The organism is Streptomyces pristinaespiralis (assembly GCF_001278075.1).
GTDB lineage: Bacteria > Actinomycetota > Actinomycetes > Streptomycetales > Streptomycetaceae > Streptomyces > Streptomyces pristinaespiralis.
This window is the reverse complement of sequence record NZ_CP011340.1, coordinates 1879730-1900354: the sequence shown is the minus strand read 5'-3', so window position 1 is coordinate 1900354 and position 20625 is coordinate 1879730. Positions and strand designations below refer to the sequence as shown.

At 74.1% G+C, this 20625-nt stretch carries 16 protein-coding genes; 10 read left to right on the top strand and 6 right to left on the bottom strand.

Annotated elements, in window-relative coordinates; all coding sequences use genetic code 11:
• Positions 1-10: 10 nt before the first annotated feature.
• Positions 11-1003 (bottom strand): helix-turn-helix transcriptional regulator, encoded by a 993-nt coding sequence (locus tag SPRI_RS07925; protein WP_005310195.1) that lies wholly within the window; start codon positions 1001-1003, stop codon positions 11-13.
• 186 nt (positions 1004-1189) lie between these two features.
• On the opposite strand from SPRI_RS07925, the gene SPRI_RS07920 reads away from it, so the two are divergent.
• The 4 genes from SPRI_RS07920 to SPRI_RS07905 all read left to right on the top strand — a co-directional run bounded on the left by SPRI_RS07920 (position 1190) and on the right by SPRI_RS07905 (position 9887).
• Positions 1190-4930, top strand: coding sequence for a S8 family peptidase (locus tag SPRI_RS07920; RefSeq protein WP_053556812.1), 3741 nt, complete (start codon positions 1190-1192; stop codon positions 4928-4930).
• Between the two features lie 699 nt (positions 4931-5629).
• Complete coding sequence (locus SPRI_RS36955; protein WP_409350944.1) at positions 5630-7249, top strand: protein phosphatase 2C domain-containing protein; 1620 nt, start codon at positions 5630-5632, stop codon at positions 7247-7249.
• Between the two features lie 137 nt (positions 7250-7386).
• The gene (locus SPRI_RS07910) at positions 7387-9129 is read left to right on the top strand and encodes a pyruvate dehydrogenase (RefSeq protein WP_005310191.1); all 1743 of its coding nucleotides are present in this window, start codon (positions 7387-7389) and stop codon (positions 9127-9129) included.
• Positions 9130-9449: 320 nt separating this feature from the next.
• Positions 9450-9887, top strand: a complete 438-nt coding sequence (locus SPRI_RS07905) for an ATP-binding protein (protein WP_005310189.1) — start codon at positions 9450-9452, stop codon at positions 9885-9887.
• Positions 9888-10046: 159 nt separating this feature from the next.
• Here SPRI_RS07905 and SPRI_RS07900 read toward each other — a convergent pair whose 3' ends face one another.
• Together SPRI_RS07900 and SPRI_RS07895 are read right to left on the bottom strand one after the other, a co-directional pair.
• Complete coding sequence (locus tag SPRI_RS07900) at positions 10047-11117, bottom strand: DUF2637 domain-containing protein (protein ID WP_037776117.1); 1071 nt, start codon at positions 11115-11117, stop codon at positions 10047-10049.
• A gap of 195 nt (positions 11118-11312) precedes the next feature.
• Positions 11313-12158, bottom strand: a complete 846-nt coding sequence (locus SPRI_RS07895) for a (2Fe-2S)-binding protein (RefSeq protein ID WP_037773424.1) — start codon at positions 12156-12158, stop codon at positions 11313-11315.
• A gap of 150 nt (positions 12159-12308) precedes the next feature.
• On the opposite strand from SPRI_RS07895, the gene SPRI_RS07890 reads away from it, so the two are divergent.
• The 3 genes from SPRI_RS07890 (at position 12309) to SPRI_RS07880 (ending at position 14749) form a co-directional block, all read left to right on the top strand.
• Positions 12309-13070: a GntR family transcriptional regulator gene (locus SPRI_RS07890; protein WP_037773422.1), complete on the top strand. Its 762-nt coding sequence runs from the start codon at positions 12309-12311 to the stop codon at positions 13068-13070.
• A gap of 30 nt (positions 13071-13100) precedes the next feature.
• Positions 13101-14291: a WD40 repeat domain-containing protein gene (locus SPRI_RS07885; RefSeq protein WP_053556811.1), complete on the top strand. Its 1191-nt coding sequence runs from the start codon at positions 13101-13103 to the stop codon at positions 14289-14291.
• Positions 14292-14380: 89 nt separating this feature from the next.
• A complete protein-coding gene (locus tag SPRI_RS07880) occupies positions 14381-14749 on the top strand; it encodes a hypothetical protein (protein WP_037776115.1) in 369 nt (122 codons plus the stop codon).
• Here SPRI_RS07880 and SPRI_RS07875 read toward each other — a convergent pair whose 3' ends face one another.
• The 3 genes from SPRI_RS07875 to SPRI_RS07865 form a co-directional block, all read right to left on the bottom strand.
• Positions 14750-15268 carry a protein-tyrosine phosphatase family protein gene (locus tag SPRI_RS07875; protein WP_005310178.1) on the bottom strand — a complete coding sequence of 173 codons (519 nt, stop codon included), beginning with the start codon at positions 15266-15268 and terminating at the stop codon, positions 14750-14752.
• Entirely contained in the window at positions 15265-16062 is a 798-nt protein-coding gene (locus SPRI_RS07870) for a hypothetical protein (protein WP_182327854.1), read from the bottom strand. The genes SPRI_RS07875 and SPRI_RS07870 overlap by 4 nt, the downstream gene beginning before the upstream one ends.
• A 116-nt stretch (positions 16063-16178) precedes the next feature.
• On the bottom strand, positions 16179-17447 hold the full coding sequence (locus SPRI_RS07865; RefSeq protein WP_053556809.1) for a hypothetical protein: 1269 nt from the start codon (positions 17445-17447) through the stop codon (positions 16179-16181).
• Between the two features lie 120 nt (positions 17448-17567).
• Here SPRI_RS07865 and SPRI_RS07860 point away from each other — a divergent pair, with 120 nt between their 5' ends.
• The 3 genes from SPRI_RS07860 to SPRI_RS07850 are packed head-to-tail and all read left to right on the top strand — an operon-like array spanning position 17568 to position 20544.
• Entirely contained in the window at positions 17568-18548 is a 981-nt protein-coding gene (locus SPRI_RS07860) for an ABC transporter substrate-binding protein (RefSeq protein WP_005310172.1), read from the top strand.
• On the top strand, positions 18545-19516 hold the full coding sequence (locus SPRI_RS07855) for a FecCD family ABC transporter permease (protein ID WP_053556808.1): 972 nt from the start codon (positions 18545-18547) through the stop codon (positions 19514-19516). The genes SPRI_RS07860 and SPRI_RS07855 overlap by 4 nt, the downstream gene beginning before the upstream one ends.
• Positions 19513-20544, top strand: coding sequence for a FecCD family ABC transporter permease (locus SPRI_RS07850; RefSeq protein WP_053556807.1), 1032 nt, complete (start codon positions 19513-19515; stop codon positions 20542-20544). The genes SPRI_RS07855 and SPRI_RS07850 overlap by 4 nt, the downstream gene beginning before the upstream one ends.
• The last annotated feature ends 81 nt before the right edge of the window (positions 20545-20625 follow it).

Here is a 20625-nt window from a genome sequence, read left to right as displayed (position 1 = left end):
GCGTGCAGGATCAGAGGCGGTCGTGCAGGTCGCGCGCCACCCAGCCCTTCGCGTAGGCGTGCCAGCCCAGCTGGAGGCGGGTCGTCACACCGGTGAGTTCCATCAGCCCCTTGACCCGGCGCTGCACGGTCCGCAGCCCCAGGTCCAGCTGCTTGGCGACGCTCGCGTCGGTCATACCGGCGAGGAGCAGCGAAAGGATCTCCAGGTCCGTGGCGTCCGGGCCGCAGAGCTCCTCCTCGATCCCGCGCGCCCCCAGCCGCAGCGGGAGCGCTTCACGCCAGACCGCCTCGAAGAGGCCCATCAGCGACTCCAGCAGTCCGCTGGCGTGGACGACCAGCGCGGCGGGCTCCGCACCGCGGCCGGTCAGGGGCACCATCGCGAGGGAGCGGTCGGCGATGACGAGCTTCGTCGGCACCCGGTCGACCACCCGGACCTGTTCGTCACGGCTCAGGGCCGCCGACAGCTCGGTGATGCCGTCGGGCTTCGTCAGCACCTCGCGTTCCAGTACGACCCGGTACGCCACACCCCGGGACGTGGCGTTCTCCTCGGCATCGTTGTCCATGCCGCTGACGGCGATGGGATTGCCGGTGACGAGCGCGCAGACCTCCTCCGTGGCGCCGAGCTGAAGCTGTACGAAGCGGTGCACCACGGCACTCGCACCGGTCACCACCTCGACCAGGTCGTGGACGGCCGGCTCGACGGACTCCGCCCGGTACTCCTCGGCGAGCAGCGCCGCCGCCAGTTCGGCCTGCTCCAGTTCGTGCCGCTGCTGCGTCAGCAGGGCGCCGAGCGCCACACCGGGCGGCGCCGCCACCCAGCGGCCGGTGCGCGCCGACGACTGCGCGGCCAGCCCCTGCTGCTCGAGCCGCCGCAGGGCCCGCTCCGTGTCCGGCTCCGGCATGGCCAGCCGGTGCGCGAGATCGGAGATCTCCGCCGCCCCGAGCGCCACCAGCGCGCGGTACGCCGACTCCTGTCTTTCGTCGAGCCCTATCGCTCCCAGCACGGAACCCCTCCCCGGACGTGCGCCTGTCCGCCGCCGTGGCGGAAATCGGCCACGGCGTGAACCCGCCGCGGACATCATCCCCGCATCGGCCGCCGCTCTGCCAATGTGGCGGCCACCGCAGCAGCAACAGCCTCCGGCAACGGGGCCTTTGTGCCCTTTTGTGGCCGGATTCAGATGGGGAGAGCGATGCGCCCGATAACGCGTACGGCACTGGGAGCGGCAACAGCCGCCGTGCTGACCGTCACGGCGATCGCACCGTCGGCGGCAGAGCCGCAGGACGGGGCGAGCCAGAAGAGACCGCCGGCCGGCAGCGAGGCCGCGGCACGACAGGGGGACCGCCCGGTCACGGTCACGCTCGTGACCGGGGACCGCGTCCTCGTCGGCCGGGACGCCTCGGGCGCGCCGTCCGCCACCGTACTGCCGCGTCCCGACGGCACCACGGCCACCACGCAGACCCGCCGATCCGGCCAGGACCTGTACGTCTACCCGGAGGACGCCGTCGCCGCGCTGGCGGCCGGCACCGTCGACGAGCAGCTCTTCAACGTCACCGGGCTGGTCCGCCAGGGCTACGACGACGCGCACACCACGGCACTGCCGCTGATCGCCACCTACGGCCGCGACGTGGCCCGCTCCGCCCCGGCCGTCCCGCGCGGCGCGAAGCGCGGACTCGTGCTGCGAGCCGTCGGCGGAGTCGCCCTCAAGGCCGACAAGAAGCAGGCGGCCGACTTCTGGGCCGACGTCACGAACACCCGGTCCCGGTCCGCCTCCGGGCTGAAGAAGCTGTGGCTGGACCGCAAGGTCGAGGCCACCCTGGACCGCTCCACGCGGCAGGTCGCGGCCGACCTGGCCTGGGCCGCCGGATACGACGGCAAGGGCACCAAGGTCGCCGTGCTCGACACCGGCGTCGATGCCGAACACCCCGACCTCAAGGGCCGGGTGGCCGCCGCGGAGAACTTCACCGACTCCGACACCCCCGGCGACAGCCATGGCCACGGCACCCACACCCTCTCCACCGTCGGCGGCTCGGGCGCCGCGAGCGACGGCAGGAACAAGGGGGTCGCCCCCGGTGCGGAACTGCTCAGCGGGAAGGTCCTGAACGACTACGGCAACGGCGCCGAGTCCTGGATCATCGCCGGCATGCAGTGGGCCGTCGACCGGAAGGCCGACGTCGTGTCCATGAGCCTCGGCAGCCCGCTGCCGACCGACTGCACCGACCCCATGAGCACCGCGGCCGCGGAACTCGCCCGCAACGAGGGCACGTTGTTCGTCGTCGCCGCCGGAAACTCGGGACCGTCGCACAACACCGTCTCGTCGCCCGGCTGCGTGCCCGGCGTCCTCACCGTCGGCGCTGTCGACCGTGACGACAGTACGGCCCAGTTCTCCAGCCGGGGCCCCGCGATCGTCTCCCACACACTGAAGCCCGAGATCGCCGCGCCCGGCGTCGCCATCTCCGCGGCAGCGGCGGGCGGCCGGGGCCCGTACGCGTACCGGTCGATGTCCGGCACCTCCATGGCCACCCCGCACGTCGCCGGCGCCGCCGCCATCGTCAAGCAGCGCCACCCCGACTGGACCGCGCAGCAGATCAAGGCCGCGCTGGTGTCCTCCGCCAAGTCGTCCGTCCCCGGCGACGTACGCGAGACCGGCGGTGGCCGGCTCGACGTCAAGGCGGCCGTCGACACGACCGTGACCGGCGCGCCCGCCGTCCAGGGCGGCACCTTCGACTGGCCGCAGCACCGCGGCGACCGCACCACCGTCCAGGTCCCCTACACCAACAGCGGCGACGAGCCCGTGCGCCTCGACCTGGCCGTGCGGAAGGTGACCGGCAACGACGGCTCGCCCGTCCGCTCCGAGATCGCCAGGCTCGGTGCGCGTTCGGTGACCGTCCCCGCCGGTGCCACCGTCGAGGTCCCCCTGACGCTGGACCCGTCGGCGCGCATCGAACGCGCCCAGTACGGGGACGTCACCGGCCGCGTCGTCGCCACCGGTGACGGCGTCACCGTCTCCACCCCGTTCTCGCTGTACGTGCAGCCGGAAACGGTCGGCCTGCGCGTCAAGCTCGTCGACCGCCAGGGTGAGCCGGCGGCCGGGTCGTCCTCGCTGGACGTCATAGGCACCGACGACGCGACCGGCGAGCGCCGCTTCAACGACGGCGCCGCCGACCAGGTCTACCGGCTCCGCCCCGGCTCGTACCTCCTCTCCTCCTTCGTCACGTCCGGTGACGGCACCGTCAGTTACCTCGGCCGCCCCGAGATCGAACTGACGAAGGACACGACCGTCGTGCTCGACGCGCGGGAGGCACACCGGCTGGGCATCGGGACCGACCGCAGGTCCGAGGTCCGCGTCGGCACGCTCGGCTTCGCGCGCAACTGGGACGACACCTGGCTGCACTCCGGCACCATCAGCGGCGGCCGCGCGGTCACCGGCTACTACGCCGACGTCCAAGGCCGGGCGAAGGACGGCGACTTCGAGTTCGCCAGCCACTGGCGCGCCTACGCGCCGCTCATCGAGGAACTCGCCGTCGAAGGCGGCCCGCGACTGCGTCCCGTCGCCGCGAGCGTCGGATCGGTCAACCTCGACGGCACCGGCACCGCGGGCCTCGTCGACGCGGGCACAGGAACCCCCGCGGAACTCGAAGCGGCGGGCGTCAAGGGCAAGTTCGCCCTGGTGCACGTCCCCGACGGTGGCGCGGGCGCCGTGAGCGCGGCACGCAACGCCAAGGCGGCCGGCGCGCTCGCCGTCGTCGTGCACCGTGACGCGCCCGGCGTGTACCTGCCCTCCACCGGCTTCGGCACCGCACCGCACCCGGTCATCGGCATCGAGGCCGCGGAGGCACGACTCCTGCTCGAGCGGCTGGCCGACGGCCCGGTCTCCCTGCGCTGGAAGGCCACCGCCAAGAGCCCGTACGTCTACAACCTGAGCTTCCCCGAGGGCGGTCCCGTCGCCTCCGACCGCACCTACCGGGTGCGCGACACGAAGCTCGCCAGGAACGACACCACCTACCACGCGATGGGAGTCACCGCCGACTACCGGGACGTGGTCGTCGCCCACCGTCCCAGCGGCATCCAGGCCTCCGTCTCCGGCGTCGACCTGGTGCCGGCGCCCGGCGAACGCGCCGAGTTCTACACCCCCGGTGACACCCGGTGGGAGCACCACGTGTCCTCCAGCTTCCCCTGGGGCGAGTACTTGTCCGACCCGGCCCGCGCCTACAAGGCCGGCGAACGGCGTGAGGAGAGCTGGTACGGCGGCGTCCTCGCCCCGGCCGCGCCCCTCGACGCGACAGGGGAACAGGCCCTCGCGGCCGAGCGTCAGGGCAACCTCCTCGGAGTGGCCCCCGCGTTCTGGGGCGACAGCGAACACGTCGGCACGGCCGGGTCGTTCGGCGACATCGGCAACACCCGTCTGGTCCGCGACGGCGAGGAGATCGGACGGACCGCGTACCCCTTCGGCGCCTACGAGGTCCCGGCCGGCGACGCCGCCTACGAACTGACCCTGACGACGATGAAGGTCGGTTCGCCGGCCGCGGTGTGGAAGCGGTCCACCCGTCTGGAGACGACCTGGAAGTTCCGTTCGAAGCTCGACGAGAACGTGTACTCCCAGGGCATCCCGCTCCTCTTCCCGGGCTACGAACTCCCCGAGGACGGCCTCAAGACCGTCGCCGCGGGCGACGGCCTGCGGATCGGCCTGAGCGCCACAGGGCACGCCGGTTACCGGCCGGGCGCACTCACCGGCGCGAAGCTGTCGTACTCGTACGACGGCGGGCAGACCTGGACGGCGGCGGCCACCGAACGACAGGGTGACGGCGCCTGGAACGCGACCGTGAACCACGCGGGCGCCGCCGGCAAGGCGGTCACCCTGAGAACCGAACTGACGGACGCCCGGGGCAACTCCGTCACCCAGCTCGTGATCGACGCCTACGCGGTGCGCTGACGCGCAGACGCGCCGATCACGACCGGTCCGCCGGGCGTCCTTCCCGTGGGGGGTTGGGCCGCCCGGCGGACCTTTGGCGGGTGTCTTTTCGTCAATGCCCGTTTTCTGGCCCGGACCGCGGTCGACAATAAGGGCATGAGTGAGCAGGGGGACAGGCCCAACAGGCCTACCACCGAAGACGACTGGTGGAGCCGGCTGTACGACGAGTCGGCCCCGGACACCGGTGGCCCGAGCACGTCGTCGGATTCTCTGGACGACCGCTTCGACTCGGCATCGGGCACGGTGACCACCCGCCCGCACGCGTGGTGGGAACACCCACCGCCACCGCCCACGGGGCGCGCGGGGCAGCGGGGCGTCCGTGACGACGGCCCTTCGTCGGGCGTCCCACCGGTGCCCGCACCGCCGTCCCCCGCGACGCGTGGACCGGGCGTCGGGGACGAGCCGCCGGGTGCGGCTCTCCCACCACCCGCCCCGGGGACGCGCTTACCCGGCGCGGCGCTGCCGGGTGACGCGACAGCGGAAGGCCGGTCCGCGCCGCCGGGGCACGGCGGAGAGGCGGCGCACACCGGGGCCGGTGCCACGCCGGCCGGTGAAGACCCACGCGGCCCGTCCGCCGCACCGCCGGCCCCGCCCCCGCCCGCGCAGCCGCCTACGACGTCGCCGGCCCGGCCGGACGGCACGGAGCGGCCGGGGTCGGCGGTGAGCAGTGATCGGCGTGACGGCGCGTCGGCGACGGCCGGTTCCGCCGCCGGAGGCCCGTTCTCCCCGGCGGGCGGTGGTGGTGCCGGTGCGCCTTCCGGGTCGGCCGGTTCGGGGCGGCCGCCGTCGGTCGCGAGTGGTGATCGGCGTGACGGTGCGTCGGCGGCGGCCGGTTCCGCCGACGGAGGCCCGTTGTCCCCGGCGGGCGGTGGGGGCGCCGGTGCGCCTTCCGGGTCGGCCGGTTCGGGGCGGCCGCCGTCGGTCGCGAGTGGTGATCGGCGTGACGGCGCGTCGGCGGCATCCGGCTCCGGCGGCGGGGACCGTGCCGACGGAGGCCCGTCCTCACCGGCGGGAGAGGGCGGCGCCGGTGCGCCTTCCGGGGCTGAGGCGCCGGTGCGACCGCAGCCGACCGCGGGGACCGATCCACGTGAAGACCCGACGACCCCGCCCGCCCCCGCTCCAGCCCCTGCCGCCGCCGGCACCCCGCCGTCCCGCGAGGGCGGAGCGCGCGCGGGGGTGCCGCCGCGCCTCGGGCCCGCCGGGGGCGGGAATCCGGCGGACCGCCCACCCGTGGCCGCCGGGGACGACGCACCCGGCGCGTCGGCCCACTCGGCGCGGCCGCTCGTGCCCGCGCAGGCGCCCCGCGGCGGCGTCGTCGGCGATGGCCCGCCCACCTACGACGCCGAGCCGACCGCGCTGCCCGCCGCGGAGGCGGACGGACTGGACCAGCTCGTCGCCGACACGGTGCTCGACGGCGCCAGGTACGGCACGTACACGCTCCGCGCGGTGTCCGTGCGCGGCGACTCCGCGCGGTTCCGCGGTGAGCCGCGCCGCGACGCCCTGCTCACCGCCCGGTTCGGCACCGGGCCCGCCGCGCTGGTGCTCGTCGCCGTGGCCGGCGGGATCCGCGGTTCGGACACCGCGCACCTGGCCGCCGCCGACGCCTGCCGGTGGATCGGCCGGGCCGTGGGCCGTAGCCACGCACGGCTGGCGGAGGACATAAGGGCCGGCCGGCGCGGCGATCTCAAGTCCGGACTGCACCGGCTCACCGACCGCAGCCTGGGCAAGTTGCGAGCCCGCGCCGCCGAGCTCGGTGTGGAGCCGGAGGTGTACACGGCCGGGCTGCGGTGTCTGCTGCTCTCCGCCGACCCCGCCTGCCGCACCCGCGTCTTCTTCGGCGTCGGCGGCGGGGGACTGTTCCGGCTGCGTGACGGTGCCTGGCAGGATCTCGAGCCCTCCGTCCCCGACCGGGCCGACGTCACCGGGGCGCCCGTCGTCGGGTTCGGGTCCGCCGTGCCGGAGGCCACGCCCGAGGGTGACCGGCTCACCATGGACCTCGGCATCCCGACGGGCCCGTCGCCGTACATCGAGACCCCGCCGCCCCCGGCCGCGGAGCCGTTCCGCTTCCGTGCGTCCGTGGCCCGTCCGGGTGACACGCTGTTGCTCTGCAGCCAGGGCCTCGCGGCCCCGGTGCGAGGCGAGGCGGCGCTCGCGAAGGAGCTCGCCGAGCGCTGGCGCGGTCCGAAGGCGCCCGGGATGGCGCAGTTCCTCGCCGATACCCAGCTCAGGGTGAAGGGCTACGCGGACGACCGGACGGCGGTGGCGGTATGGGAGGCGTGACCGCGCAGGCGTAACCGCACGGGCGGGACCGGCCCGGCCATGGGTTGATGGAGCGACGGGCCCCGACACACGGGAGGGGCCCGAGCGGACGTCCCCGCGGACGTCCAGGACCTCCACGGAGAAAGGGCGCGCACCCCATGGCCAGGAAGAACGTGGCGGAGCAGTTCGTCGACATCCTCGTCCGCGCCGGAGTCCAGCGGCTCTACGGCGTCGTCGGCGACAGCCTCAACCCCGTCGTCGACGCCGTCCGCCGCACGCCGGGCATCGACTGGGTGCAGGTCAGACACGAGGAGGCCGCGGCGTTCGCCGCCGGCGCGGAGGCCCAGATCACCGGAAAGCTGGCCGCCTGCGCCGGCTCCTGCGGGCCCGGCAACCTGCACCTCATCAACGGCCTGTACGACGCGCACCGCTCCATGGCGCCCGTCCTCGCCCTCGCCTCGCACATCCCCTCCAGCGAGATCGGCCTCGGATACTTCCAGGAGACCCACCCCGACCAGCTGTTCCGCGAGTGCAGCCACTACAGCGAGCTGATCTCGAGCCCTCAGCAGATGCCCCGGCTGCTCCAGACGGCGATCCAGCACGCCGTCGGCCGTGGAGGGGTGAGCGTGGTGTCGTTGCCGGGCGACATCGCGGACCGCCCGGCGCCGGAGAAGTCGATCGAGCACGCCCTGGTCACGACCCGCCCCACCGCCCGCCCCGGTGACGCGGAGATCGACAAGCTGGTCCGGATGATCGACGAGGCGGACCGGGTCACGCTCTTCTGCGGCAGCGGCACGGCCGGCGCGCACGCCGAGGTCATGCAGTTCGCGGAGCGCATCAAGTCGCCCGTCGGTCATGCGCTCCGCGGCAAGGAGTGGATCCAGTACGACAACCCCTACGACGTGGGCATGAGCGGGCTGCTCGGCTACGGCGCCGCCTACGAGGCCACCCACGAGTGCGATCTGCTCCTCCTGCTCGGCACGGACTTCCCGTACAACGCCTTCCTTCCGGACGACGTCAAGATCGCGCAGGTCGACGTCAGGCCGGAGCATCTCGGCCGGCGCTCCAAGCTGGACCTCGCCGTGTGGGGCGACGTGCGCGAGACACTGCGATGCATCACCCCGAAGGTGCGGGCGAAGGCGGACCGCCGGTTCCTGGACAAGATGCTGAAGAAGCACGCCGACGCCCTGGAGGGTGTGGTCAGGGCCTACACCCGCAAGGTGGAGAAGCACGTCCCCGTCCATCCCGAGTACGTCGCCGCCGTCCTCGACGAACTGGCCGACGACGACGCCGTGTTCACCGTCGACACCGGCATGTGCAACGTGTGGGCTGCCCGTTACATCTCTCCCAACGGCCGCCGCCGCATCATCGGTTCGTTCAGCCACGGCTCGATGGCGAACGCCCTGCCGCAGGCCATCGGCGCCCAGTTCGTCGACCGTGACCGGCAGGTCGTCTCCATGTCGGGCGACGGCGGGTTCACCATGCTGATGGGCGACTTCCTGACCCTGGTCCAGTACGACCTGCCGGTGAAGATCGTGCTGTTCAACAACTCGTCGCTGTCGATGGTGGAGTTGGAGATGCTGGTCGCCGGGTTGCCGTCCTTCGGCACGGCCTACCGCAACCCTGACTTCGCGGCGGTCGCCCGCGCGGCCGGCGCCTACGGTGTCCGGGTGGAGAAGCCCAAGCAGCTCGCCGGCGCGCTCAAGGACGCCTTCAAGCACAAGGGCCCGGCGCTGGTCGACGTCGTCACCGACCCCAACGCGCTCTCCATCCCGCCGAAGATCAGCGCAGAGATGGTGACCGGTTTCGCCCTTTCCGCGAGCAAGATCGTGCTGGACGGCGGCGTGGGCAGGATGGTGCAGATGGCCCGTTCGAACCTGCGGAACGTGCCGAGGCCCTGACCGTGCGGGGGCGACCGGCGGCGGTCGGCCCGGGACAAGCGCCCGTCCAGCGCCGCCGGTCGCCGGGACGAGAACCGGTGGAGCGCCCGTATCCGGCCATCGGCGTACCGGCGGCGGGCGGGCGGCCTGTCGGAGCGGCGTCCGTGCCGCTCACGGGGCCGGTGAACGGTCGCGGCGAGTGCCCTTTTGCCGACGCGCGGCTCCCACACATCAGCGTCGGACCGGGGAACTGTCGAAATAGGCATGAGTGGTGTCCCTCGGGCGGGGCATGCATCCGGTGACTACGAAGCCATAGCTCGTTCCGACGTGGGTGGGGGAAGATGACTGGACGTCACGGGGGCGCGGGAGTCCGGGGCCGGCTGCACCGCAGACTCGGCAACGGCGATCTCACGGCCGTGCCCGAAGTGCGGCACGCATTACGCGACCTGCTCGGCAAGTGGCCGGAGCGGACGGATGACGCCGGTGCGGCGGACGCGGCCGACGTGGCCGAGCTGCTCGCCAGCGAGCTGGTGACCAACGCCCTGATCCACACCGACCACGGAGCGGTGGTGACGGCCACCGTCGAGGACTCACGACTCCACGTGGAGGTCCAGGACTTCATGGCAGGACTGCCCGTGCCGGACCTACCGAACGCCGACCTCGGTACGGGCGGCAGGGGGCTGGTCCTGGTGGAGCGCCTGGCCGACGCGTGGGGCGTGCGTACGGCCCAAGGGGTGGGCAAAGTGATCTGGTTCGAGCTGCACGCGGGAGCGGCCTGACCGGCGTCCCCTGAAGCAGGGGCCGCTGACCGGCGGCCCTCGGGGCCGAAGGGCCGACCGCGGGCCCCCTTCCGGAAGCCCGTCCGGCCGGGGGACCGGCCAGGGGGCCCGGGCCGGGGCCGGGTGACCCGTGGACCGCTCCCGGTGCCCGGCGCCCCGTCAGCCGAACTGCTGCTCCAGATCCTTGAGTTTGCGCTCCAGGGAGTCGAGACGCGGCAGGGCCTGGGTGTCGTCCTCGGCCGTGAGGTCGACCGTGACGGGTTCGGGACCGGCCGGCTTCAGGGCCTGGAGCGACGGCCGGGTCCGCACGGGCAGTTGTCCGGGCTCCGCTATGACAGGCTCCACGACGGACGAGGACGAGCTCCCCGGCTGCTGGGCTCCGCCCGTGGCCGGTCCGAGTGCGGGAAGTTGCGTCCCGCGGTCCGCCCGGCTCAGCCCCCAGCTGCGGTGCTGCCGGTTGAGCGCCCTGATCTGGGCGCGCTCCAGCTTCTCCCGGTCGCGGCGGCGCATCCGGTTCTGCTGCTTCTGTCGCCGGTCCTCGCGCACCTCGTCCACGGCCTCGTCCAGGGTCCGCACGCCCTCGAGGAGCATCAGCGACCAGGCCGCGAAGGTCTCCCTGGGTGCCCGCAGCCACCGTACGATCCGGATCTGCGGCAGCGGCCGGGGCACCAGCCCCTGCTCGCGCAGCGCCGCACGGCGCGTCTGCTTCAGCGCCCGGTCGAACAGCACCGCGGCGGACAGCGACATGCCGGCGAAGAACTGCGGCGCGCCCGCGTGGTCGAGACCCCTGGGCGCGTGCACCCAGTTGAACCAGGCGGCCGCGCCCGCGAACGTCCACACCAGGAGTCGCGAGCCGAGGGCGGCGTCACCGTGGCTGGCCTCCCGCACGGCGAGGACGGAGCAGAACATGGCCGCCCCGTCGAGGCCGAAGGGCACCAGGTACTCCCAGCCGCCGGTCAGATTCAGGTTCTGCCGGCCGAAGCCCACCAGGCCGTGGAAGGAGAGCGCCGCCGCGACGGCGGCGCAGCAGAAGAGGAGTACGTACGAGGCGGTTCCGTAGACGGCCTCCTTGCGCCTGCGGCGCTCCTCGCTGCGCTCCCACGAGTCATCGGCCGCGGCCTTGTCACCGGCGCGCTTGCCGCGCGCGAGCACCGCCACCGCCGCCAGGACTCCCAGGATCATCACGGCGCCCGGAAGCAGCCAGTCCAGCGATATGTCGGTCAGTCTCATGTGCGGTGTCCCTTGCATCGCGGTAGGGCGTTTCGGCCGCCATACTGCCGAACGCGGGGGACACCCAGGCGCTTTCCGAGCAAGAGAACGCCAACGGGGCCGTCCCGTACGCGAATAGGTGCGATCTACTCGAACTGACGCTTGAGCGGCGGGAGTTGCGTTCGAATTCATGCCACTCGAAATGGTGGCGTGGAATCACGCGGTCTGTTGAAGGCGGGCGACCCGGTCGGCGTCGCAGGTGCGCGGGCAGGTGACACAGGTGTCCTCCGGCCGCAGCGTGTAGAACAGGCAGCAGCTGGCCCGGTCGCGGGTCGGCAGCCGTTCGCCGTTCGGACCGGTCAGCTCCCGGAAGCCGGCGGTGCCCACGTACGGCTTGGTCGTGCCCGGCAGCAGCTGCTCGAGCTCCGCCACCGCGCGCTGCTCCTCGCCGAGGAGGTGGGCGACGTACCAGAGGCCCTCGACGATCTCGTCGGTCGCCATTCCCCACAGGGCCCGCTTGCCGCGCCGCATCCTGGCCCCGAATCCGTCGAGGACCGGTCCGATGTGCTCGGCGACGGCCGCGCGGACCTCGCCGCGCAGTGCCTCCTCGTCCGGTACGACGCGGGCGCCGGGCAGCTGCGCGGCGGGGTCGTCGGGCAGGCAGGCGAACTCGCGGACACGGACCGTCATGTGACCCAGCGCACGCTGGAAGGAGACGCCCTCGACCGGGACCCGCGGCACCCTGCGCACCAGGAACCAGGGGACGGTGATCAGCAGACAGGCGGGCCAGGCGTAGCGGTGCAGACCGAAGCTGGCGACGACGTCGGGACGGGCCTGCTGTCCGTAGTCCCGGAGCACCTGGGCGTTGTCCCAGGCGAGGAAGGCGTCGAGCGGAGCGCCGCCGGCCGCCAGGTCGGCCGCACGGACCCAGCCGGCGCCGTCCGGTGTCGGTCCCTCGTCCGTCAGCTCCTTCACGCGCAGCCCGGGGAAGACCTCGGCGAGGCGCTCATAGGCGTCCGTCACGGGTGAGGTGAGGCCGGGCATCAGTGCAGGAACGGTCATGCTGGGGACCACCGAATCGCGATCGTTAGCAGGTAAGCCTTACCTTACCCGATGATCTCGATGTTTGAACTGGGGCCCCGGCCGCCTATCGTGCACTCAGGGCCCCTCATCCGCGAGCCGGGCCGGGCGGACTGCCGGAGGAGGACCCGAGTGGAGCAGGCCAGAGCGCGTGACCTCGCCGTTCCTCAGCCGTACGCCTCCGTCCACGTGCCCGCGCAGGGCGGTCCCGGGGCCGCTCGGGAACAGGTCCGCGGCGAGCACACCCACAGTGAGCCCCCGGCCCTCCGTCCCGTGCAGCGGCACTCGGTGCGCGGGCAGATCCTCGACGCGCTGCGTACGGCCCTGGTCGACGGCGACCTCGTCCCCGGCGAGGTCTACTCGGCACCGGTCCTCGGCGAGCGCTACGGCGTGTCGGCGACCCCGGTGCGCGAGGCGATGCAGCAACTGGTCATGGAGGGCGCCGTCGAGGTCGTGCCGAACCGGGGCTTCCGCGTCGCCCGGCGCACCGCACGCGAACTGGCCGAGCTGGCGGAGGTCCGCGCGCTGATCGAGGTCCCGGTCCTGCTGCGGCTGGCCCGCACGGTCCCGGCCGACCGCTGGAACGCGCTGCGCCCGCTGGCGGAGGCGACGGCCGCCGCGGCGGCGACGGGTGACCGGGCGAGCTACGCGGAGACGGACCGCGCCTTCCACCGGGCGGTCCTCGCCCTCGCGGGCAACGAGCAGCTGCTCACGGTGGCGGACGACCTTCACCGGCGCTCCCAGTGGCCCCTCAGCGGCGCGCCCACCACCCGCCGCGCGGACCTGGTCGCGGACGCGGCAGAACACACGGCGCTGCTGGACGCGCTTGCGGCCCAGGACCTGACGGTGGTCCAGGCGCTGGTGCGCGAGCACTTCGCGGGCTCCGACGTCTGAGCCCGCCCGGGGACCCGAGGGGACGACGACGTGCGCGGCACGGTGTGGGCGGTGGCGAACCAGCTGGGAGTCGTGGCGGGCACCCCCGCCGAACTGCTGTCCGCGCTGCTGGCGGGACCGCCCCGCACGGTGCGGCTCGGCGGCGCGGGCCACGATCCGGACGAAGTGGCGGAACTGGCCGACGTGCTGCGCGAGTTCGGGCACGTACGGGTGGTCGTGGAGGCTCCTGACGAGGACGCCCCCGTCAGCAAGCCCGGCGACGACGGGCCCGTGGACGTGGCCGACGCGGAGGCGGTCTGCGCGGCCGACCCCGTACGGGTGACCGCCGCCTACGAGGCGGCCGACGACGAACACGGCGGCCTGCGCAGTGCCTGGCTGCGGGCCGGACAGTCGCTGATCCGCGACCAGGACCCGGCCCGGCGGGCCCTGGTCCTCCGGACCGCCCTGCCCCCGGACGCCGACCCACGAATACGGCAGGCACTGGCCCGGTCCGCCGCGGCCGCGCCCTGGCACATGGAGTGGGCAGGCGCCTGCCCGATCGCCGCCCTGACCGTCCTGCCGGGCGGTGCGCCGGTGGTGGCCGATCCGGGCGGCGGGGTGCGCGTCCTTCCCGACGGTGGGCGGGAGCAGTCGACGGCCACCCGCGTCAGGGCCGCGGCCGCGTCGGGGGAGGACACGGTCCTGCTCCTGGACGAACGCGGCCGGCTGCACCGGCACGGCGGCACCGGGACCGCGTTGACGAAGGCCGTCGCCGCCACCCTCGCCCGCCATCCGGGCACCGCCCTCGCCGCCGCGGCGGACGTCGTGCTGGTCGGCGACCGCATGGGCTCGGTGCACGCCTTCGGCTCGGACGGCCTCCACCAGGCGGCCCTGCACTCCGGCCGTGTCACCGCCCTGGCGGCGACCGCCTCACCCTCCCTCACCGTGCGGACCGGGGGCACGGACGGTGCGGTCCGCGTTTGGTCGCCCGCGGACGGCGGGCACGGTTCGACCGTGTCGCAGCGGTCGTCGCCGGTCGTCGCCCTGCACATGGGGCCGACACCCCAGGGACCGGCCCTCGCGGCCGCCTGGGCGGACGGCCTCGTGGAACTGCACCGCCCGGGCAGGCGCGACGTGCTCGGTTTCCGTCCGGGTCCGGCGGTCCGGGCCGTCGCCGTCACACCCGACGGCGCCCTGTGGGTCGGCACGGAAGAGACCCTGATCCGCCTCCGGCCCCGCTGAGCCCGTCGACGGGGAAACCTGCCCAACAGGGCCCGGTCGGGGCTGCATTAGGGTGTCCGTTCGAGTTGTCCGACAGGGTGGGGGCCGACATGACCGCGGAATCTCCGGAGGTACCGGAGTCGTCCATTTCCGACGAGGAGTGGGCGAGGTTCCAGCTCGAGAGCGAGGGGCCCGCGCGGCTGGCCGCGCCCAAGGAACCGTCCGCCAGGGCGCGGATGGTCACCGAACGGCTGCGGCGCGCCGACGAGGAGGCCGCCCGGCAGCAGGGGCGGCTCCGGCGCTGGGCACGCCGGGGGAAGCCCGTGGAGGCCAGGCCGGACGGGTGGCGGGAGTGGCCCGGCCGGCCGCGTCCTGTGAAGCGGCGCAGCAGGGCGCGCGGGTTCGTCTGGGCGGGCGTCGTGGTCGTCCTCGTGCTGCTCGCCTTGAATCCGGGGCGGTTCCTCGCCTGGCTGACGTGATCAGCTCGCCGGCGGTGGTTCCAGTCCGGACAGCAGCGAGGCGATGTCCAGTCCCGTCAGCAGGTACTGCTCGAACGCCGCGTTGTGCAGGGCCCACGGCGAACGCCGCAGCCTGACCCGGTCGATGGCCCCCTCCGCGTCGTGCCCCAGTTCGATGAGCGTCTGGGCGGCCACCAGCCCGGCACGGTTGTAGCCGGAGTAGCAGCGCACCAGCACCCGGCGTCCCGCCCGTACGGCGTCGGCGGCGGTCAGCGCCACCCGGCGCACCCGGTCGATCTCGTCGGCGGTCAGCCAGTCGTCGGGGACGGGGACGACATGGTGCTCCACCCCCTCCGCGGGGCCGTGGCCCTCGCGGGTGTAGAGGCTGATCACGACGTCGAACTCGTCGGCGACCACGACGTCCTGGTGCCGGCCGTCGGTGTCCGCCCAGACGTGACCGCCGACCCACAGACCGGTCGTGATCTCGTCCCACCGGCTGCGCGGCTCGGGGACGTCGCCTTCCCTGCGGCGGGTCCTCACTGGCCGGCGGGCTCGGGCTCGGCCACGGACGGCTGCGGTGGCACCACGGGGGACAACTGGGCGCCCAGCCACACGGGTACGCCGCCCAGCAGGCGGAAGAGCCTGCGCGCCTCGGAACGCAGGCGGCCCGCCTCCGGCTCGGGCTCGCAGTCCGCGAGCCCGGCGAGCGCGGGCGCGGTGCCGATCAGATAGCCGAGGTCCTCCCGGATGCGCAGGCACTCGGAGAAGCCGTGCCGGGCCTGCGCCAACTCGCCGTCCCGCAGGGCGAGTCCGGCCTGCTGCTGCCAGGTGAACGACAGCAGCAACGGGTCGCCCTGCGCCGTGGCGCCCGCGTGTGCCCGCTGGTAGGCGGCGAGGGCCGCCTGCGGCGCGTCCGCGATGTGCTCGGAGACCAGGCCGCGCCTGAAGTCGAGCAGCGGGCGTCGCGGTGAGGCGGGGGAGAGCAGCGCGGTCGCCCTGCCGAGGGCGGAGCGGGCCTCGTCGGCCCGGTCCCGTACGCCGAGCCGGGTCGCCGCGTAGGCCAGCCGGCCCCGCTCGCTCGCGGCGCCACCGCGTTCCTCGTCGTCACGGGCGACGGCCTCCGCAGTGCGCAGCGCGTCCTCCGCCTCCGCCCAGCCCTCGCACGTGAACAGGCAGCGCTCGACGAGGAGTCCGGCCCGCTCCAGCGCAGCGGCGGGGTCCGCGGTGCGGGGCGCGAGCAGCGCCGCCGCATCGGTCCAACAGCCGCGCGAACGCAGCCGCCATACCGCGGTCTGGAGTGGATCGTCACCTGCTGTGGTTCCGGAACCAGACATGGCGGTATGCGCCACTTGCCCTCCCCGAGCACGCCATCGAGCTGTTGAGTCAGACGGCATCTCAGCACGGATCCGTATGCCTGGCCAAGGGTTCAGGTGAATCAATTCACAATCTTTCAGCGGCCGACCGGGTCACCATGGGCGCCGTCGCCGGGGGTGATCAGAGCGAGATGGCCCCCGTCGTTGAGCGGTGTGGGCACCTTCAGGGTCGTCACCAGGGGGGATGCGCCAGGGGCCGCTTCGGCGTCAATCAAGTGAATCTCTCCATGACCCCCACGGGTGACGGCGACGAGCGGTGAACCGGGTGACGCGGCGACCGCCCGGCGCTGCACCCCGTCCCACGGTGTTCCACCGGGCCGGGGCGCGCCGTCCATCGCGGGCAGCGGCAGCCGGGCGACGACGGCGGGGGAGTCCGTGTCCGTCGCGACGAGGACGAGTTCGTCGCCGTCGGGGTGCACCCGGGCGAACGCGGTGCGGCGCGCGGCGACGGCGAGGCGGAAGACCAGCCCGGGGCCGAGCGGAAGACGGCCGGTGCTGCCGCGCTCCAGCGAGTGCCACCAGGCGTCGTTGGTCCACTCCGGCCAGCGGCCCGGATCGGTGGGTCCGCCCCGTACGCACGACCAGAGCGTCCGGCGCGCCGGATCGAGGCGCAGGTAGTAGCCGCGCCCCTCGCCGGCCCACGGCAGCGGCTCCTCCGCCACCAGGCCGCCGCCATCGCGCCGGGCGCGCCGGACCCCGGAGCCGGTGGCCGCGAACAGCCGTCCGGAGGAGGGGTCGTGGGCGTCGCCGTGCCCGTCGTAGTCGGCGAGCGGCAGCTCGGCCGCGGGTACGGCGGGCGGGCAGGCCGGCGCGGCGCTCATCAGGTCGGCGTGGCGGTAGGCGGTGAGCGAGCCCGGCTCGCGGTGGCGCAGGACGACGAGCGCGTCCTGCTGTGCGGTGCCCCCGAGCACGGTGACGCCGGGCTCGCCCGTGCGGGTGCGGACCCGCACCGAACGCGGTCCGCCCGGTGCGCCGAGGTCCACCGCTGTCAACAGGTCGCTCCAGGGCTCCCAGTTGCGGCCGAGCCCGGTGGTGACGGCGAGCAGCCGCCCGGTCGGGTCGGCGGCCAGGTGCTCGGCCGGTACGGCGACCGGCACGGTCGCCGCCGTCAGCGGCCTGCCCGCGTCAGGGCCGTACGGGTCGAGGACGACCAGCTCGCCGGCGAGGTCGTCGACGAACGCGGTACGGCCGCCGGGCAGGGCGAGGAAGCCGGCGTGCTCGGCGAGGTGGCGCCCTTCGACGCGGCCGGTCTCCCGGCCGTCCGGGAGGCTCAGCACGTGCACCGCGCCCGCCACTTGGTCGGCGACGAGCAGGCGCGGAGAGGCGGGGGCAGGGCTCACGGGCACGGCGGTCTCCGGGGGTCGGCGGTCGCAGAGGGCCGCGGTCGGGAGTTCTGTTGATAATGATTATCATGTAGAAATGATGCCGGGTCACCCACCCGGCCCAGCCGAAACGAAAGAGATGCGATGCCGCGCAGAGCGATCAGGACCGTCCGTCGATGGGCAGCCGCCGCTGTCCTCGGAACCCTGCTGGCCGGCTGCGGAGCACCCGCCGACGAGGCCGGTGACAAGCCGGACGGCACCGGCCCGGCGGTCGACGTACGGGCCGAACCCATCACCCCGGCACGGAAGATCACCGATGCCGCCGGCGTCACCGTCACCACGGCCGCCCCGCCCGAGCGGGTCGTCTGCCTCGTGGCCCTCTGCGACGACATGCTCGCCGAACTGGGCATGCAGCCCGTGGCCACCAACTCGCAGCTGCTCGCCCGGGAGGAGTTCCTCGGCAAGGAGAAGGCCGGCGGTGTCCCCGTCGTACCCGGCGGATTCATCAGCCCGGAGGCGGAAGCGATCCTGTCCCACGAGCCGGATCTCGTCATCGGACTCGAGGACACCCACGGCAAACTCGCCCCCGCGCTGAAGGGCGCCACCGTCTTCTGGCCCGTGCAGCCCCGCAAGTGGGAGGACAGCGTCGGATATCTGCGCGACCTGGCGGCCCTGACCGGGCGTACGGAGCAGGGGGAGAAGGCCGAACTCGCCTTCCGGCAGAAGCTCGCGGACGCCCGGACCGCGAAGAGCGACAGCACCGCGCTGATCATCTTCGGGAGCGACGAGAACTTCGGCGTCGCCACCCCCGGCACCGACGTCGCCGCCGGACTGTTCCCCGGCATCTCCCACTACCCGTGGAAGAGCCGCGGCATCGAAGGCTCGTACAGCATGGAGGAGATCCTGGCGCGCGACGTCGACGTCCTCTTCGTCGAGACGCTGTCCTTCGGCGGCCCCTCCGAGGGCAAACTGTCCGACCGGCTCGCCAAGAACCCGCTCTGGTCGCAGATCCCCGCCGTCAAGAACGGCAAGGTGTACGAGGTCGACCCCGAGGTGTGGGCCAAGGGGCGCGGCACCCGGTCCCTGAGCATCGTCCTCGACGAGGCCACGGCCAAGCTGCGGTGAAGCGCCGGATCGCCGCCGCCGGCGGACTGCTGACGGCGGCGGTACTGTGCGCGCTGTCCCTGGGCACGCCGTACGTACCGCTGCTCGACCTGCCCGCCGCCCTCGGCGGCGACGGGCTCGCCGGACTCGTCGTCACCGAACTGCGCGTTCCCCGGCTCGTCCTGGCGCTCGTCGCGGGAGCCTGCCTGGGCGCCGCCGGCCTGGTCCTCCAGGAGGCGCTGCGCAATCCGCTCGCCGTCCCCGAGATGCTCGGCGTCTCCTCCGGCGCGGCGCTCGGCGTCGCCGCGCCGCTCGTCCTCGCCGTCTCCGTGCCGGCGGCCGTACAGCCGCTGCTCGCCATCGGCGGAGCCGCGCTCGGGGGCGTACTCACCCTGCTCGCCGCCGGTTTCGGGCGCAGCCCCTCGGCCGTGCTGCTCACCGGGGCCGCGGTCGCCGCGGCGCTGCAGGCGGCGCTGCTGGTCCTGATGGTGCTGGCCGACCAGCTCGACCTCCAGCTCATCTACCGCTACCTGCTGGGCAGTCTGTCCGCGCGCACCTGGCAGGACGTCACCGGGCTCTGGCCGTGGCTCGCGGCCGCCGTGCCCGCGCTGGTGCTGTGCGCGCCGGTGCTGTCCGTGCTGCGGCTCGGCGACGACGACGCGCAGGCGCTCGGCGTACGGGTGCGGCGCGCCAGGTTCGCCGCCCTCGCCATCGCCGTCCTGCTGATCGCGCCGGTCGTCGCCGTCTGCGGACCCGTCGCCTGGGTCGGCTTCCTCGCGCCCCACATGGCGCGGCGGCTCGACCCCGGGGGCGACGCGGTGCGCTGGCTGCCCTGGTCGGCGGTGTGCGGCGCCCTGGTCGTCGCCTGCGCGGACCTGCCCGCCCGGCTCGCGCTGGCACCCGTCGAGACACCCGTGGGCGCCTGGACGGCGCTTCTCGGCGTGCCGGCCGGGGTCGCCCTCATGAAAAGAAGGGCGGCCATGGCATGAGCGCACTCGTACCCCTCACCGCCCGGCGGTGGCCGCTCCTCCTGGCCGGACTGCTCGTCCTCGCCGTGGGCTGCGCCGACCTGGTGGCCGGGCGGTCGCTGGACGTCCGGGACGTGTGGCAGGTGTTCGGGGGCGGCGGCGACCCGGCGGCACGTCACATCGTGCTCCGGCTCAGGCTGCCCAGGGCCCTCGTGGCGCTGGCGGCGGGCGCCAGCCTCGGACTCGCGGGCATGATCCTGCAGTCCGCCCTCCGTAACCCGCTCGCCGGCCCGGAGGTCACCGGCGTCACCCCCGGCGCGGTGCTCGGCGCCGTCACCGCGACCGGCCTCGGGCTGGCCGGGTGGCGTTCACCCGCCGCCGTGGTGATCGCCGCCTGCATCGGCGGATTCGCGGGCGCCGGGCTGCTGTGGCTGCTGACCGGCCGGGAGAAGTCCGACCCGGCACGGACGGCCGTCCACGGCGTGCTCGTCTCCGCGGTCCTCACCGGACTCACGGCGATGGTCCTGCTCGTCGCGCCCGGGGAGCTCGGCAGCGTCGTGCAGTGGCTGGTGGGCTCCACCGAGGGCCGCGTATGGGAGCACTGGGTCCTGCTGTGGCCGTGGGCGTCGGTCTGGGCGATCGCCGCCTGGATCATGGCGGGCCCGCTGACGCTGCTGCGCTGCGGCGACGAACAGGCCGCCGCGGCCGGCCTGGCCACCGGCCGGGCCCGCGCGGCGGCACTCGGCTGCGCCGTCGCACTGACGGCGGGCGCGGTCTCCGCCGTCGGCGCGCTCGGCTTCGTCGGACTCCTCGTCCCCCACCTGGCGTTCGCCGTCTTCGGCGCCGACCTGCGCCGGGCCCTGCCCGGCGCGGCGCTGCTCGGCGCGGCGGTCGTCACCGGGGCCGACGCGGGCGCACAGTGGCTGTCCCGCGCGCTGGCCGGGGCGCTGGACATGGACCGGCTGTCGGTCCCGACGGGCGCGCTGACGACATGCGTCGGGGCCGCCCTGCTGCTGGCGGTCGCCCGGCGTGGAACGGGACCCGAGTGACGCGGCCGCACCCGGGTCGCCGAGCACGGGACCGGCCCCGCCCGAGCCCGCCGCACCCGCGGTCGCGCGGCAGAGGACCGG